13 protein-coding genes are annotated in these 16,509 nt (G+C 63.6%); 11 read left to right on the forward strand and 2 right to left on the reverse strand.

Translation table 11 applies throughout. From position 1 onward, the window contains the following. Nucleotide 1: 1 nt before the first annotated feature. The gene (gene metZ, locus RA19_RS23505; RefSeq protein ID WP_039167632.1) at nt 2–1,192 is read left to right on the forward strand and encodes an O-succinylhomoserine sulfhydrylase; all 1,191 of its coding nucleotides are present in this window, start codon (nt 2–4) and stop codon (nt 1,190–1,192) included. A 111-nt stretch (nt 1,193–1,303) separates the two neighbouring features. Here the strand turns inward: metZ and RA19_RS23510 are convergent, their stop codons facing one another. Then, a complete protein-coding gene (locus RA19_RS23510; RefSeq protein WP_039167635.1) occupies nt 1,304–2,554 on the reverse strand; it encodes a M24 family metallopeptidase in 1,251 nt (416 codons plus the stop codon). Then, nucleotides 2,551–3,339, reverse strand: a complete 789-nt coding sequence (locus RA19_RS23515; RefSeq protein ID WP_039167639.1) for a HalD/BesD family halogenase — start codon at nt 3,337–3,339, stop codon at nt 2,551–2,553. The genes RA19_RS23510 and RA19_RS23515 overlap by 4 nt, the downstream gene beginning before the upstream one ends. Before the next feature lie 113 nt (nt 3,340–3,452). Here RA19_RS23515 and RA19_RS23520 point away from each other — a divergent pair, with 113 nt between their 5' ends. The 10 genes from RA19_RS23520 to RA19_RS23565 all read left to right on the forward strand — a co-directional run bounded on the left by RA19_RS23520 (nt 3,453) and on the right by RA19_RS23565 (nt 16,477). Continuing rightward, nucleotides 3,453–4,304: a LysR family transcriptional regulator gene (locus RA19_RS23520; RefSeq protein ID WP_082020660.1), complete on the forward strand. Its 852-nt coding sequence runs from the start codon at nt 3,453–3,455 to the stop codon at nt 4,302–4,304. 113 nt (nt 4,305–4,417) lie between these two features. Further along, on the forward strand, nt 4,418–5,521 hold the full coding sequence (folE2, locus tag RA19_RS23525) for a GTP cyclohydrolase FolE2 (protein ID WP_039167643.1): 1,104 nt from the start codon (nt 4,418–4,420) through the stop codon (nt 5,519–5,521). Between the two features lie 295 nt (nt 5,522–5,816). Then, on the forward strand, nt 5,817–6,593 hold the full coding sequence (locus RA19_RS23530) for a hypothetical protein (RefSeq protein WP_152615857.1): 777 nt from the start codon (nt 5,817–5,819) through the stop codon (nt 6,591–6,593). A 47-nt stretch (nt 6,594–6,640) separates the two neighbouring features. Continuing rightward, complete coding sequence (locus RA19_RS23535; RefSeq protein ID WP_039167646.1) at nt 6,641–8,089, forward strand: TrkH family potassium uptake protein; 1,449 nt, start codon at nt 6,641–6,643, stop codon at nt 8,087–8,089. Nucleotides 8,090–8,264: 175 nt separating this feature from the next. Continuing rightward, complete coding sequence (locus tag RA19_RS23540) at nt 8,265–9,503, forward strand: aspartate kinase (protein ID WP_039167648.1); 1,239 nt, start codon at nt 8,265–8,267, stop codon at nt 9,501–9,503. 264 nt (nt 9,504–9,767) lie between these two features. Beyond that, nucleotides 9,768–12,008, forward strand: coding sequence for a phosphoenolpyruvate--protein phosphotransferase (gene ptsP, locus RA19_RS23545; protein WP_039167650.1), 2,241 nt, complete (start codon nt 9,768–9,770; stop codon nt 12,006–12,008). Between the two features lie 200 nt (nt 12,009–12,208). Beyond that, nucleotides 12,209–14,503, forward strand: coding sequence for a bifunctional salicylyl-CoA 5-hydroxylase/oxidoreductase (locus tag RA19_RS23550; protein WP_039167823.1), 2,295 nt, complete (start codon nt 12,209–12,211; stop codon nt 14,501–14,503). Beyond that, nucleotides 14,500–15,225: an SDR family NAD(P)-dependent oxidoreductase gene (locus RA19_RS23555; RefSeq protein WP_039167652.1), complete on the forward strand. Its 726-nt coding sequence runs from the start codon at nt 14,500–14,502 to the stop codon at nt 15,223–15,225. Before RA19_RS23550 ends, RA19_RS23555 begins: the two co-directional genes overlap by 4 nt. Continuing rightward, complete coding sequence (locus RA19_RS23560) at nt 15,222–15,674, forward strand: MarR family winged helix-turn-helix transcriptional regulator (RefSeq protein ID WP_039167654.1); 453 nt, start codon at nt 15,222–15,224, stop codon at nt 15,672–15,674. The genes RA19_RS23555 and RA19_RS23560 overlap by 4 nt, the downstream gene beginning before the upstream one ends. Further along, nucleotides 15,671–16,477, forward strand: a complete 807-nt coding sequence (locus RA19_RS23565; protein ID WP_039167656.1) for an enoyl-CoA hydratase family protein — start codon at nt 15,671–15,673, stop codon at nt 16,475–16,477. The genes RA19_RS23560 and RA19_RS23565 overlap by 4 nt, the downstream gene beginning before the upstream one ends. The last annotated feature ends 32 nt before the right edge of the window (nt 16,478–16,509 follow it).

Raw genomic sequence — 16,509 nt, forward strand, 5'->3', positions numbered from 1 at the left:
GATGAGCGAGAACTGGAGAAAGCGCACCAAGCTGGTCCATGGCGGCACCCGCCGCAGCCAGTACAACGAGGTGAGCGAGTCGATATTCCTGACCCAGGGCTTTGTCTACGAGAATGCAGAGCAGGCAGAGGCCCGTTTTATCCAGACCGGCCCGGATGAGTTCATCTATGCCCGCTACGGCAACCCGACCGTGGCGATGTTCGAGCAGCGCATTGCGGCGCTGGAAGGGGCCGAGGACGCCTTTGCCACCGCGTCCGGCATGGCTGCGGTCAACGGCGCGCTGACTTCGCTGGTGAAGGCGGGCGACCATGTGGTTTCCGCCAAGGCGCTGTTCGGCTCCTGTCTCTACATCCTGGAAAACATTCTGGCCCGCTTTGGTGTCGAGGTGACCTTTGTCGACGGCACCGACCTGGACCAGTGGCGGGCTGCCATGCGCCCGGACACCAAGGCGGTGTTCTTTGAATCGATGTCCAATCCGACACTGGAAGTGATCGACATCCAGGCGGTGTCCGAGATCGCCCATTCCGTCGGCGCTACCGTGGTGATCGACAATGTGTTCTCGACCCCTGTGTTTTCCAAGGCGATCGAGCAGGGCGCCGATGTGGTGATCTACTCCGCCACCAAGCATATCGACGGCCAGGGCCGGGCGCTGGGCGGTGTGGTGCTGGGCACCAAGGACTTCATCCGCGGCACGCTTGAGCCTTATATGAAGCACACTGGCGGCAGCTTGAGCCCGTTCAATGCCTGGGTGATGCTGAAGGGCATGGAAACCATGACCCTGCGCGTGAACGCGCAGGCCAACAGCGCCCTGAAGATTGCCGAAACTCTGGAGGGCCACCCGGCGCTGGAGCGGCTGATCTACCCGGGGCTGCCGGGCCACGCGCAGAACGCGCTGGTGCAGACCCAGCTGGACGGCAAGGGCGGCACCGTGTTCTCGCTGGACCTGAAAGGCGGCAAGGAGGCGGCGTTCAAGTTCCTGAACGCGATGACCATCCCAGTGATCTCCAACAACCTGGGCGACGCCAAATCCATCGCTACCCACCCGGCAACCACCACCCACCAGCGCCTGAGCGATGAGCAGAAGGACGAGCTGGGCATCACCCCCGGCCTGGTGCGCTTCTCGGTCGGCCTGGAAGACGCCGACGACCTGATCGGTGACCTGACCGCGGCTTTGGAGGCCTCACAGGCTTGATCCGGCCCGAGCCAGAGGATCCAGTATTCTTCTGGCTGAAAATATCCTCGGGGGTGAATTGAGCCGCAGGCTCAAGAGGGGGCAGACAGCCCCCTCTCTCTTTTCATGAAATCACATTTCCCAGGGGAAACTGTCCAGCCGCACCGGCCCGTCGGCGGTGACCAGCACCTGGGTCTCCAGCTTGACCGACTCGGATCCCTTCTCGCCAATCAGGCTTTCGATGCAGATCACCATGTTCTCTTCGAACTGCCCGCCATGGGCGCCGTCGAAGTCGACATGCAGCGGCACAACCGGCCATTCATCCGCCATGCCGACGCCATGGGCCGCCAAGGAGTAGCGGTAAGGCTGATAGGGTTCCGGGATCTGCCAGCTTTTAGCGTCGAATTCCGCGAAACTCAGCCCGGGCTGCAGCAGCGCCATGTTGTGGTCGATCTGCTCGCGCGCCGCGGAATACAGCCGTTTTTGGGTGTCACTCATCGGCACATAACCGCAGGTCCAGCTGCGCGACAGATCCGCGCAATAGCCGTAAGGCCCGATCATGTCGGTATCAAAGGAGATCATCTCTCCCTCGCGGCATTCGCGGGCGGAGCATTCCTTGTACCAGGGGTTGGTGTTCGGGCCGCAGGTCAGCAGCTTGGTCTCTAGCCACTCACCGCCCGAGCGGGCGTTTTCGAAGTGCAGATGCGCCCACAGCTCCTGTTCGGTCACGCCGGGGACTGAGTGCTCATAGATCCGCGCCATGCCAGCCTCGCAGACGCGGATGGTCCAGCGCATCAGTTCGATCTCATCCGCGGATTTGATGGCGCGGGCGGTCTCAGTAATCTGGCCGCCGTCCAGCACCTGGATGCCGTGCTCCGACAGCGCATGAACGCCCTCGGGCTCCATCCGGTCGACGCCGAGGCGCATGTTGCCGCCGCCGTGTTGCTTGACCAGATCCGCGATCTCGGCGGCCCAGGGGGCGAGGCGCTCGGTGGCCTTGTCGCCGGCGCACATGAACATCCAGCCAATGGCGTTGCGGATTTCATCCACCCCCGGCAGGCCGTCGTTCAGATGCTCGCAGCCCTTGAATTCGAACATGATGCCGGGACCGCCGTTCAGGATCAGCGCGTAGCGGATCGGGTTGTGGGCGGTCCAGATCGACATGTTGGAGCAGTCAAACGCATAGCGGATGTTGACTGGATCGTAGAGCAAGAGGCCTGCTACATCCTGCCGTGCCATCTCATCGCGCAGCCGCTGCAGGCGGAAGGCGCGGGCGCGGTCCAGCACGTCCTGGCCAAGCGGCGATTTCAGCGGTTTGTCTGCCCCTTCCGCGTTGAGGAAGGTGCGTTTGCGCTCGTCTTTGAATACAGCCAGCTCGGTCATGCGGCACGCCCGTAGAAGCCGATCTGCTCTTCGGCAGAGAACATCACGCCGGGCCGGTCGTAGAAGGAGAACACCGCAATCACCCGGTGTTTTTCGCCTTTGACAGTGCCGACCCGGTGCGGTGAGTTCTTGCCGCGGAAGATGTTCAGGGTGCCGGGCGACAGGGTCACCGAACGCATATTGGGGTCTTCGCCGTTCAAGAGCCGCTCGACACCGTCGTAGTTTGGATCGTCGTCGCTGCGCAGCTCGGGGCTGTAGATGAACTCGCCGCCCTGATCGGGGGCTTGCAGCAGCATTGTGGTGGTGAATTCCGAGCGGTCGAAGTGCCAGTTCAGCGCCTGCTCCTCGCCGTAGGACATCACGTTCACCCGCGCCAGCGGGTCCTGCATGATATAGAGCTGTTCCTTGCCCATGGTGGCAGCCAGGAATTCGACAAAGGGCGGCCATTCATAAAGCTGCAGCACCGGGGAACCTGCGAACTGATCGGCACAGAGCGTCAGGTTTGACGTCTTGAATCGCTGCAGGGCAGGGTGCTCCGGGGCGAGGCCGTCGATCTCGTCCTTGAAATAGATGTTGTGCTCGCGCTCGTGGCGGAAGCTTTCGGTCTCGAATTTGGGCTTCAGCGCATCGGCGGCACCCTGGGCGACCTCCGCCTTCATCAATCCATCCAGGCTGAACATGCCGTCTTCGGCCAGCTCCTTGCGGCAGCGGTCCACCAGCGCCTGCCATTCGGCGCTGCCGGGGCGGTCGAGGGGGTAGCGCTCCAGATCCAGTATGTCGTGCATTTTGTTGTCCTTGGTTTTGCCTCGGGTCTTCTCAAGAAACCTGCGCGCTGGGCGGGGATCTGACCACTACAAAATATCTTGGCGAGCATAAGAAAATCTTGCAGTGTGCGGGTATGAAACTGCCCCCTTTGAACGCCCTGCGCGCCTTTGAATGCGCTGCCCGCACCGGGAGCTTCTCGGCTGCGGGGGCGGAGATGGGGGTAAGCTCGGCCGCCGTGTCGATGCAGGTGAAGAACCTGGAGGACTGGCTGGGGCTCAAGCTGTTCACCCGCCGGGCCAATCAGGTGCGGCTGACAGATGCGGGGCGGGACTATTACCAGAAGGCGGCGATGGCGCTGGCTGAGATTGCCAGTTTCACCCAGGCGCTGACCGAAGGCGGCAAGCGGCGGCCGCTGGTGGTCTCGGCAACTCCGGCGCTGGCGCAGCTATGGCTGCCGGAGCGGCTGAAAGCCTTTGCTGCCGCGCGGCCCGATGTGCCGGTGCAGCTCAGGATCGAGGATGACACCATCGAGCTGGAGGCGGCGGGGATCGATGCCCGGCTGTCTTATGGCGGCGAGCATCCGGATTACCGGACGCAGGAACTGTTCACCGATCATCTAGTGCCGGTGGGCAGCGAACCCGACGCCGATCTGCAGACGGCGCCGCTGGTGGAGGTGAATTGGGGTGCGACCATCACCTCGGTTCCCGGCTGGCGGCAGTATTTTGTCCAGCACGGGATACCTCGCAAGGACCCAGCGGCGGCTGTCGCGCCGTCGGTGCCCTCCGCGGTGTCGCTGGTGCAGGCGGGGCTGGGCGTTGCTTTGCTGCCGGAACAGGTGGTTTCAGGTGAAATCGGGACCGGCCGGTTGCACAGGCTGAAAGGCCCGGCGCTGGAAATGCCGCGGCCTTATGTGCTGATCACGGCGCATTACAAGTCGCGCTCGCGCCGGCTGAGAGCGCTTGCAGAGGCGCTGGGGGTCCGTTAAGGGGCGATTCCTGCCGCATATGGCGGATCCGTTTTGAATTTTGCCGCGTAACAGTATATGGGGAAGGCCTGCCGGACCCTATATGGGGCCCGTATGACTTGGGGGAAACGCCGATGAACATTCACACCCGTGACGCCGCAGAGGCTCCGGACCGCGAGGCTGCGGCCGCCGCGCTGGATGTGCTGCGGGCCTGGGCCGGCACTGTGACCGAGACCGAGATTGCCCAGCTGGATCCGGCGGTGGCGCGGCTGCTGCCTGGCCGCGAGGTGGGTAACTACCCGGATCTGTCGCGGCACTACCCCGAGGATTTCAAGTCGGACGAAGCCTACCGCGCGACGCTGCCCGACCTGCAGAACGGGCCGACCAGCCTGATCCGCGGCGCGCAGGAGCAGATCCAGCATGTGGGGATCTCGAACTTCCGGCTGCCGATCCGCTTTCACACCCGCGACGACGGCGATCTGACGCTGGAGACCAGCGTGACCGGAACGGTGTCCTTGGACGCGGGCAAGAAGGGCATCAACATGTCCCGGATCATGCGCACCTTCTACAAGCACGCCGAGCGTACCTTCAGCTATGAGGTGATGGCAGCGGCGCTGGATGATTACCTGAGCGATCTGGACAGCCCGGATGCGCGCATTCAGATGCGGTTCTCCTTCCCGGCGCGGGTGGAGAGCCTGCGCTCGGGGCTGAGCGGCTATCAGTATTACGACTTTGCGCTGGAGCTAGTGGACCATGACGGGGTGCGTGAGAAGATCATGCATCTGGACTATGTCTATTCCTCGACCTGCCCGTGCTCGCTGGAGCTGTCGGAACACGCCCGCCAGGCGCGCGGCCAGCTGGCGACGCCGCATTCGCAGCGCTCGGTTGCGCGGATTTCTGTGCAGGCGGTGCCGGGCGGTGCCAAGCTCTGGTTCGAGGATCTGATCGACCTTTGCCGCAAGGCGGTGCCGACCGAGACCCAAGTGATGGTGAAGCGCGAGGACGAGCAGGCCTTTGCCGAGCTCAACGCCGCCAACCCGATCTTTGTCGAGGACGCGGCACGGCTGTTCTGCGAGGCGCTGCAGGCAGACGCGCGGATCGGCGATTTCCGGGTGATTGCGAGCCATCAGGAAAGCTTGCACAGCCACGATGCGGTCAGCGTGCTGACGCAGGGCGAGCTGTTCAAGGCGATGAGCCTGGACCCGAAACTGTTCTCGACCCTGATCCACCAGGGGTAATGGAAACGGGCAGGCCTGCCTGAATTCCGGGCAGGGTTCCGTTCGCACTGCGGCAATTTCTGCATTGCCGCATTTTTCACGCTGCTGTGCAGAAACGCATGTTAGCCTGCTAGGCGAATCCCCAGGGAAGTTTCCCGGGGGAGGAGGGAGCTTGTGCGCAGGTGTCTGCTATTGACGGCCCGTTTTCCGCTGCATCCGGCCCGGCGAGCCACCGGCGCCAGCTCCCCGTGTTTCTTGCCCGCACAATGCAGCAGGTGTCCGGAGCAAGACCAGTGCAGGACCTAAGGAGTATCAGATGACGAGCTTTCACCAGATGGCCGGGCTGACGGCCAGGGCGCATGAATGGGCGGGGTTTGCGGCAGGCATGCAGCTGAAGCTTTGGCGCCAGGCGGCCGAGGCGGCGCTGCAGGCGCCGTATGAACAGATGCGGCTGGTGCAGTCCTTGGCGGAAGCGCAGCGGCGGATGCTGGCGGCGGCGGCTCCGGCGGCTGCGGAAGAACCTGCGCAGCAGGAGGCTCCCGAAGCTGAGGCCAAGGCGGCGCCGCGGGACAAGGCTCCGGTCCGGAAGACGGCAGCGGCCAAGGCTGCCGCCAAGAAACCCGCGGCGCGCAAACCGGCGCCCCGCAAACCTGCTGCGCGCAAGGCTCCGGCGCGTGCGGCTGCAAAACCGGCAGCGCAGGCAGTTCCGGTCAAGGAGGTTTTTCCGGTGGCAGCCCCGGCAGCCCCGCGACCCGCGGCGCCCGCCAAGGAGGCCGCTAAACCCGCAAAGCCTGCCCAGGCGGCAGGGCAGCCTGCACAGCAGCAGGGCACAGCAGCCGGGAATGCGGCGGGGGAAAAGCCTGCGGAGTTCCGGGGGGCTTCTGCGCGCCGGGCGGAAACGGCCAGGCCGGCAGCTGCCCGGGAGGCCCAGGCGGTGAAACCTGCTGCGGCCAAGGCGCCTGTGCAGGAAACATCCGCAAAGGGCAAGCCGGACGGCAAACCGGAGGCTGCCGCCAAGCGTCCGCGCAAGCCCTCCAGCCCGCCGCAGATGCCTGCGCGCAACGCTGGTGGCACCAGCAGCAGCGGGGACTGATCCCGCAGTCTTGACACTTGCGGCGCGCAGGGCCAACGCTGCGCCGCATGTTGGATCTCCGTCCGGTTGGATATGTCATTGGCCTTTTGGTCGTCATTCTGGGAGCAATGATGCTGTTCCCGCTTGTGGTCGACCTGCTGGACGGCCGCGGCGAGTGGCATGTGTTCCTTGAAAGCGCGGTCTTCACCATCCTGGTGGGCGGCCTGCTGGCCCTGAGCTGCGCCAATGGCGTCAAGGAGGGGCTGAGCATCCGCCAAACCTTCCTTTTGACCACCACCGTCTGGCTGGCGCTGCCCTTGTTCGGGGCGATCCCGCTGATGCTGGGGGCGACCGAATTGCGCTTTGTCGACGCGTTTTTCGAAGCGATGTCGGGGCTGACCACAACTGGATCCACGGTGATTTCGGGGCTGGACGATCTGCCGCGCGGGCTGCTTTTGTGGCGCGGCATCTTGCAATGGCTGGGCGGCATCGGCATCATTGTTGTTGCGATGGTGTTCCTGCCCGAGCTGCGGGTCGGCGGCATGCAGATCTTTAAGTCGGAAAGCTTTGACACCTTTGGCAAGATCCTGCCGCGGGCGCAGGCAATCGCCAAGCAGATCTCGCTGATCTACGTGTCCCTGACCATGGCCTGCATGCTGGTCTACATGGTGATGGGCATGGGTCCGTTTGATGCGCTGGTGCATTCGATGACCACAATCGCCACCGGCGGTTTCGCCAATTACGACGCCTCCTTCGGGGCCTTTGCCGGGCCGGTGGAATATGCCGCTGCGATCTTCATGATCCTCGCGGCTCTGCCGTTTGTGCGGTATGTGCAGCTGATCAACGGCCACGGCACGCCAATGCTGCGGGACAGCCAGATCCGCGGCTTCATGCTGACCTTGGGGCTGCTGGTGCTGATCGCGGCGGGCGTCCTGTACTACAGCCATTCGCAGGGAGCAGAGGCGTCGTTCCGCTCGGCGCTGTTCAACATCACCTCGATCATGTCGGGCACCGGTTATGCCAGTGCGGACTACATGCAGTGGGGCAGCTTCCTGGTGATGATCTTCTTCTTCACCGGATTGATCGGCGGCTGTGCGGGTTCGACCGCCTGTTCGGTGAAGATCTTCCGCTACCAGCTGCTTTTTGCCTCGATCCGCGGCCAGATCCAGCGGATCCGCTCGCCGCATGGGGTGTTCATCACCCGCTACGAGGGGCGGCCGGTCGACGCCGAGGTGCTGAGCTCGGTGATTTCCTTCTTCATGTTCTTCATTGTGACCCTGGGCGTGGTGGCCTGGGCGCTGGCGCTGACCGGGCTGGATTTCATCACCGCGGTATCGGGGGCGGCGGCGACGGTGGCAAATATCGGTCCCGGGCTGGGAGATACCATCGGGCCGGCCGGCAATTTCTCGACGCTGAACGATCCGGCCAAGTGGATCCTGAGCGCGGCGATGCTGATCGGGCGGCTGGAGCTGATGGCGGTTTACGCGATCCTCACGGTACGGTTCTGGCGCGGCTGAGCCGCCGGATTGGCGGAAATTGCGCAAGCGGTGGCTTGTGGCGGTTTGCCGCGCTGTAATTAGCGCCGAAGCCGCAGCTTCCTTTCCTTGAAGGCCTGCGCGCTCTTGCCCTTGGGGGGCGGCTCGCCTATGAGGCACAGGATCGAAACCCGCAAGGCAGGGAGACCCGTTCCATATGCCCGTACTTGTGATGAAATTCGGCGGCACGTCAGTCGCCAACCTGGACCGCATCCGCCGCGCCGCCAAACGCGTCGGCGTTGAGGTGGCCAAGGGCTATGACGTGATCGTCATTGTGTCGGCGATGTCCGGCAAGACCAATGAGCTGGTGGGCTGGGTCGACGAGACCTCGCCGCTGTATGACGCGCGCGAATATGATGCCGTGGTGTCTTCGGGCGAGAACGTGACCGCAGGCCTGATGGCGCTGACGCTGCAGGAGATGGATATCCCGGCACGCAGCTGGCAGGGCTGGCAGGTTCCGCTCAAGACCACCTCGGCGCACAGCCAGGCCCGGATCGAGGAGATCCCGCCGGAAAACATCAACGCCAAGTTTGCCGAAGGCATGCGGGTGGCCGTGGTTGCAGGTTTCCAGGGCATCAGCCCCGAAGGCCGTATCACCACCCTGGGCCGGGGCGGCTCGGACACCACTGCAGTGGCTTTTGCGGCGGCGTTTGAAGCTGAGCGCTGCGATATCTACACTGACGTGGACGGCGTCTATACCACCGACCCGCGGATCTGCGACAAGGCCCGCAAGCTGGACAAGATCGCGTTTGAAGAAATGCTGGAGCTGGCGTCGCTGGGTGCGAAAGTGCTGCAGACCCGCTCGGTTGAACTGGCGATGCGCTATAAGGTGAAGCTGCGCGTGCTGTCCAGCTTCGAGGAACAAAGTGACGAGGCCGGCACGCTGGTCTGTGCCGAGGAGGAAATCATGGAATCCAATGTTGTGGCCGGTGTGGCCTATTCCCGTGACGAAGCCAAGCTGACCGTGCAGTCGGTAGCGGACCGCCCCGGCATCGCGGCGACCATCTTCACCTCGCTGTCGGATGCGGGCGTGAATGTCGATATGATCGTGCAGGACGTCTCGGAAGACGGCCGCACCGACATGACTTTCTCCTGCCCGACCGACCAGGTCGCACGTGCCGAGCAGGCGCTGCTCGGCATCAAGGAGAAGGGCGAAATCAACTATGCCGAACTGCTGGCCGACAACGAAGTCGCCAAGGTGTCGGTGGTTGGCATCGGCATGCGCTCGCAGTCGGGCGTGGCTGCCAAGATGTTCAAGGTGCTGTCGGACGAGGGCATCAACATCAAGGTTATCACCACTTCGGAAATCAAGATCTCGGTGCTGATCGACCGCAAGTACATGGAGCTTGCCGTGCAGGCGCTGCATGATGCGTTCGAACTGGACAAGGCCGCGTAAGCGCCCGCCGAAAAAGAGATTTCTGTGAATTGCAAGGGCGCCTTTCAGGCGCCTTTGTCGTGTCTGCCGGGCGGCGGGCAAGTTTCTGCCCAAAGCTGCGGCACGGCGGGCTGATTGCGGGCAAAACTGCAAAAACACTTGGACTTTTTCCGCCGGGGTGGGACAAGTGGATGAGGAGAGAGCGCTGGCGCACTACTCTGGGCGGTATCCGCCCAGGGCTGCAGGGCGGCGGCGTACAGGGACTTTGCCCGGGAAAGGGTGACTATGGCTGAGACGACGGAATCCGAAAGCAGGAAGCTTCTGGTTCGCTTGCGGGAGGCGATGGCGGGCGATGATGCCGGCCAGGCGCGGCTCGACAAGATCACCCATCTGATCGCCGACAGCATGGGGACCGAGGTGTGCTCGGTCTATCTGTTCCGCGATGAAGAGACGCTGGAGCTGTGCGCGACCCAGGGTCTGAATCTCGAATCGGTGCACCAGACCCGGATGCGCATCGGCGAGGGTCTGGTGGGCCGGGTGGCGAAATACGGCAAGGTGGTGAATACGCCGGATGCGCCCAATGCCAAGGGCTTCCGCTATATGCCTGAGACGGGGGAGGAGCGGTTTTCCTCCTTCCTTGGCGTGCCGGTGCAGCGGCTGGGCGAGATGCTGGGCGTGCTGGTCGTGCAGTCCAAGGAAGCGCGCGAGTTTTCCGCGGATGCGGTTTATGCGCTGGAAGTGGTGGCGATGGTGATCGCTGAGATGACCGAGCTGGGCGCCTTTGTCGGCGAGGGTGCTGCGCTCTCGCCGCTGCACCAGCAAGCGGTTCTGATCCACGGCGGCTCGGCCCAGGAGGGCGCGGCCGAGGGCCATGTCTGGCTGCACGAGCCGCGGGTGATTGTGACCAACCCGATTGCCGATGATCCGGCTCGCGAGCTGGAGCGGCTGAACGGCGCGGTCGAGGAGCTGCGGGTGGGCGTCGACAAGATGCTGGAGGTTTCCCGCAACGGCGACAAGGAACAGCTGCAAGTCCTTGAAGCTTACCGGATGTTTGCCAATTCCAAGGGCTGGATGCGGCGGATGGAAGAGGACATCGCCCGCGGCCTAAGCGCCGAGGCGGCGGTGGAGAAGGAGCAGTCCCAGGCCCGCACCCGGATGAGCCAGGTGCAGGATGCGTATTTGCGTGAGCGGCTGAGCGATCTGGATGACCTGTCCAACCGGCTGCTGAGGATTCTGACCGGTCAGGGCGCCAACACCGGTGCTGAACTGCCGGAAAACCCGATTCTGATTGCCCGCAACATTGGCCCCGGCGACTTGCTGGAATACGGACGGTCCTTGCGCGGAATTGTGCTGGAAGAGGGTTCTGTTGGTTCCCATGCGGCGATTGTGGCGCGGGCGCTGGCGATTCCGCTGGTGGTTCATGCCAAGCGGATCACAACCGAGGCGTTGAACGGCGACCATATCATGGTCGATGGCGATCAGGGGGTGGTGCATCTGCGCCCGGATGAGACCGTGGTTGGCGCCTTCCGCGACAAGATCGCGATGCATGCGCAGGCGCAGGAGCGCTATGCCTCGATCCGCAACACACCTGCGGTGACCACGGACGGCCAGCGCATCAACATGGTGATGAATGCGGGCCTGATGGCGGATCTGCCGTCGCTGGACGGTTCCGGCGCCGAAGGGGTGGGGCTGTTCCGCACCGAGCTGCAGTTCCTGGTACGGAACCAAATGCCTAAACGTTCGGAGCTGGTGGCGCTCTACCAGCGGGTGCTGGATGCGGCGCATGGCAAGCCTGTGGTGTTCCGGACGCTGGACATCGGCTCGGACAAGGTGCTGCCCTATATGGCCCCGACCGATGAGCCGAACCCGGCGTTGGGCTGGCGGGCGATCCGGGTTGGCCTGGACAAGCCCGGGGTGATGCGGATGCAGCTGCAGGCGCTGCTGCGCGCGGCCGATGGGCGGCCGCTGTCGGTGATGTTCCCCTTTGTCGCCCAGTTCGAGGAATACAGGGCCGCCAAGGCGGAGCTGGACAAGACCATTGAGCGCGAGCGTATCCTGGGCCATGCTCTTCCGTCCGAACTGAAGGTGGGGGCGATGCTGGAGACGCCGTCGCTGGCCTATGCGCCGCAGAAGTTCTTTGACGAGGTGAGCTTTATCTCGATTGGCGGCAACGACCTGAAGCAGTTCTTCTTTGCCGCCGACCGCGAGAACGAGCGGGTGCGCCGCCGCTATGACACGCTGAATGTCAGCTTCCTGAGCTTTATCGAGCGCATCGTGGAGCGCTGCGCGATCTCCGGCACGCCGCTCAGCTTCTGCGGCGAGGACGCAGGGCGCCCGGTTGAGGCCGTCTGCCTGGCGGCCATGGGGATCCGCACGCTGTCGATGCGCCCGGCCTCGATCGGCCCGGTTAAATCGCTGCTGTTGCGTGTCGACTTGGGTGAGCTGCGCAAGATCATCTCGGACGCCCGCCACCGCGGTGACCAGGCGGTGCGCCCTGCGGTGATGCAGTATCTGCGCGGGCTGTGACCCGCCGTTTGTAACGTGCCGGCCCCGGGCCTGGGCGGCGCGGGGCTTTCTTGTCTTCAAGGGGTGCAAGCGGCGCCGGAGCGGGGCCGTGCCGGGTTCTTGTGCTGATTTGCTTCAAGCTTAAAACTTTATACTTGAAGTTTTTTGAAGCCTGCTTATCCTGATCTGCAGAGACGTGCGCAAAGCGGGAGAGGATGATCATGAAAATCGCCTGTCTGGGAGGAGGGCCTGCGGGCCTGTACTTTGCGATTTCGATGAAGCTGCGCCAGCCGGAGGCCGAGGTCACGGTGATCGAGCGCAACAAGTCCGATGATACCTTTGGCTGGGGCGTGGTGCTGTCGGATGACGCGCTGGAGAACCTGAGCGCCAATGATCCTCAAAGCGCCGCGGCGATCCGCGAGAATTTTGCCTATTGGGATGACATCGCGGTTGTCCATAATGGCACCCGCACCGTGTCGGGCGGCCATGGTTTTGCGGGCATCGGCCGCAAGCAGATGCTTTTGCTGCTGCAGGACCGGGCGCGTGAATTGGGCGTCGACCTGCAGTTTGAAACCGCTGCGAAACCGGCTTCGGAATATCAGAAAGACTATGATCTTGTGGTCGGCTGCGACGGGTTGAATTCCAGCGTTCGCAATGAGTTTGCGGAGCATTTCAAACCGGAAATCGATGTGCGGCCCTGCAAATTCATCTGGCTGGGCACGCATCAGAAATTCGACGACGCCTTCACCTTCATCTTCGAGAAGACCAAGCACGGCTGGATGTGGATCCACGCCTATCAGTTCGATGCCGACACCGCGACGGTGATCGTCGAATGCTCGGCCGAGACCTGGGAGGCCTGGGGCTTTGAGGGGATGAGCAAGGAGGAGATCATCCGCACCTGCGAAGAGATCTTTGCCGATCACCTGGGCGGGCACCGGCTGATGTCCAACGCGGCGCATCTGCGCGGGGCGGCGGTGTGGATCAACTTCCCGCGGGTGCTGTGCGGGAAGTGGTACCACGAGAATGTGGTGCTTTTGGGCGATGCTTCGGCCACTGCGCATTTCTCGATCGGGTCGGGGTCGCGGCTGGCCTTTGACAGCGCCATTGCGCTGGCGGAGCTGGTGAGCACCGAGCCGACATTGGAGCGTGCGTTTGAACGCTATCAGGAGGAGCGGCGGCTGGATGTGCTGCGGCTGCAATCCGCTGCGCGCAATTCGCTGGAGTGGTTCGAGGAGGTCGAACGCTACCTGGATATGGATCCGGTGCAGTTCAATTACTCGCTGCTGACCCGGTCGCAGCGGATTTCCCATGAAAACCTGCGGCTGCGCGATGCAAAGTGGCTGCAGAGCGCCGAGAAGTGGTTTCAGGACAAAGCCGGCGCGTCCGAGGAGGCGCCGGTGCGTCCGCCGATGTTTGCCCCGTTCCGCTTGCGCGGGATGGAGCTGCAGAACCGCATAGTGGTCTCCCCCATGGCGCAGTACAAGGCCGTGGACGGCTGCCCGGCAGACTGGCACCTGATCCATTACGGCGAACGCGCCAAGGGCGGGGCCGGGCTGGTTTACACCGAGATGACCTGTGTCAGTGCCGAAGGCCGGATCACGCCAGGCTGCCCGGGGCTTTATGCGCCTGAGCATGAGGCAGCATGGACACGGCTGGTGGATTTTGTTCACGCCGAGACCGAAGCCAAGATTTGCTGCCAGATCGGCCACTCGGGCCGCAAGGGGTCGACCCAGCTGGGCTGGGAGGAAATGGACGCGCCGCTGCCGGACGGGAACTGGGAGACGGTTTCGGCCTCGGCGATCCCTTGGTCGGCGAACAACCCGGCACCGCGGGAGATCACGCGGACGGAAATGGATGCCATCAAGGCGGAGTTCGTGGCTGCGGCGGAAATGGCTGGGCGTGCTGGTTTTGACATGATCGAACTGCACGCGGCGCACGGCTACCTGATTTCCTCCTTCATCTCGCCGAAATCGAACATTCGGACGGATGAGTACGGCGGCTCTCTGGAAAACCGTCTGCGCTATCCACTGGAGGTCTTCCAGGCGATGCGCGCGGCCTGGCCGGAGGAGAAACCCATGTCTGTGAGGATTTCCGCCAATGACTGGGTGGGGGATGAGGGGGTCACCCCGGAGGAGGCGGTGGAGATCGCCAAAGCCTTTACCGCGGCGGGAGCGGATATCATCGACGTGTCTGCCGGGCAGACCTCAACCGATGCGCAGCCGGTTTACGGGCGGATGTTCCAGACGCCGTTCTCGGACCGCATCCGCAATGAGGCCGGGATTGCCACTATGGCGGTGGGCAACATCTATGAGGCGGATCACGCCAATTCGATCCTGATGGCCGGGCGGGCAGATCTGGTTTGTGTGGGCCGGCCGCATCTGGCCGATCCCTATTGGACCCTGCATGAGGCGGCGCGGATCGGCGACCGGCACGGCGGCTGGCCGCTGCCCTATCATGCGGGCCGGGATCAGGCCTGGCGGCTGGCGGACCGGGAAGCGGAGGTAATCCGGGCATGACACGAAGGGTTCTGGTCACAGGCGGCGGCACAGGGATTGGCAAGGCAATAGCCCAAGCCTTTGCCGCGCAAGGCTACCAGGTCACCATCGCTGGACGCCGCCGGGCGCCGCTGGAAGCGGCAGCGGAAGGGCTGGGTCTGGAGATCCGCACGGCGGATGTCACCGATGAGGCGCAGGTGGAAGCGCTGTTTGAGACGCCCTATGATGTGGTTGTCGCCAATGCAGGCTCCGGCGTGGCGGCCCGGATTGAGGACGTGTCCTTGGAAGACTGGCAGCATACGCTGACGGTCAATATGACGGGAACCTTCCTGACCTTCCGGGCGGCGCTGCGGGCAGGCATGGGGCCGGGCGGGCGGCTGATTGCCATCGCCTCAACCGCATCTCTGCAGGGCGGCGCCTATATCCCGGCCTATGCGGCCTCTAAACACGGGGTTCTGGGGCTGGTGCGTTCAGTCGCGCAGAGCGTGGCCAAGCGCGGTATCACCTGCAATGCGGTCTGTCCCGGGTTTGTCGATACGGAAATGGCCGAGACTGCGATCACCGGGCTGATGGCCCGGCATGATATCCCGCGGGAGAAGGCGCTGAAAATGGTGGTTAGCGGCAATCCGATGCAGCGGCTGATCGCACCGGAGGAAGTGGCGGCGACGGCGGTATTTCTGGCATCCGAAGGCGCGGCCTCGGTCAATGGGCACGCGATGAGCGTGTCGGGAGGAGAGATTTGAGCACGACATCAAAAGACCGGCTGCGGCTGTGGCTGAAGGTGCTGAAGGCCACCAAGGCGGTGGAGAGCGAAGTGCGCGAGAACCTGCGGAAGGACTTTGCGACCACGCTGCCGCGGTTTGATGTGATGGCGGCCCTGATGCAGCACAAAAAAGGCCTTAAGATGAGTGAGTTGTCCGGGGTTCTGAAAGTGTCGAACGGCAATGTGACCGGCATCGTTGAGCGGCTGGTCGAGGACGGCCATGTGCAGCGCGAGAAGGTCGAGGGCGACAGGCGCGCCAATCTGGTGCGGCTGACGGCAGCGGGCCAGGCTGAGTTCTCGCGCCAGGCCGAGGCGCATGAGGGCTGGATCGATGCGGCGTTTGACGGGCTGACGGCGGATCAGGCGCAGGGGATTGCCGAAAGCCTGGAAACGGTGGCGCGGCGTTTGGAGAAAGGCGGCAAGGCATGAAGGTGAACCGGGAGCCCAAGCATTTCCTGTGCCGGGTCGAGGATGGTGTGGCGACAGTCTCGCTGGACCGGCCGGAACGGAAGAACCCGCTGACCTTTGAGAGCTATGCGGAGCTGCGCGACTGGTTCCGCGATCTGCACTATGACGACAGCGTCAAGGCGGTGGTCTTTGCCTCCAACGGCGGCAATTTCTGCTCGGGCGGCGATGTGCATGACATTATCGGGCCGCTGGTCGGCATGAGCATGAAGGAGCTTTTGGCTTTCACCCGGATGACCGGGGATCTGGTCAAGGCGATGGTGAATTGCGGCAAGCCGGTGATTGCTGCGATTGACGGGGTCTGCGTGGGCGCTGGGGCGATCATTGCCATGGCGTCGGATATCCGGATCGCCACGCCGGAGGCCAAGACCGCGTTTCTGTTTACCCGGGTTGGCCTGGCGGGCTGCGATATGGGGGCCTGTGCCATTCTGCCCCGGATTATCGGTCAGGGCAGGGCGGCGGAGCTTTTGTACACGGGCCGCTCGATGAGTGCCGAAGAGGGGCACGCCTGGGGCTTTCACAACAAGCTGGTTGCGGCGGATGAACTGGCGGGTGAGGCGCAGAGCTGGGCGGCGCGGATCGCGGCTGGCCCGAATTTCGGCCATATGATGACCAAGACCATGCTGGCGCAGGAATGGTCGATGTCGATTGAGCAGGCGATCGAGGCCGAGGCGCAGGCGCAGGCGATCTGCATGCAGACTACGGACTTCGAACGCGCGTTCCATGCTTTTGTGAGCAAGGAAAAACCGGTGTTTGAAGGCGATTGAGGTGTGACACCGCTGGGGCCTGCGCCGGAGGA

This window comes from Leisingera sp. ANG-M1 (assembly GCF_000813745.1).
In the GTDB taxonomy this organism is placed as follows: domain Bacteria; phylum Pseudomonadota; class Alphaproteobacteria; order Rhodobacterales; family Rhodobacteraceae; genus Leisingera.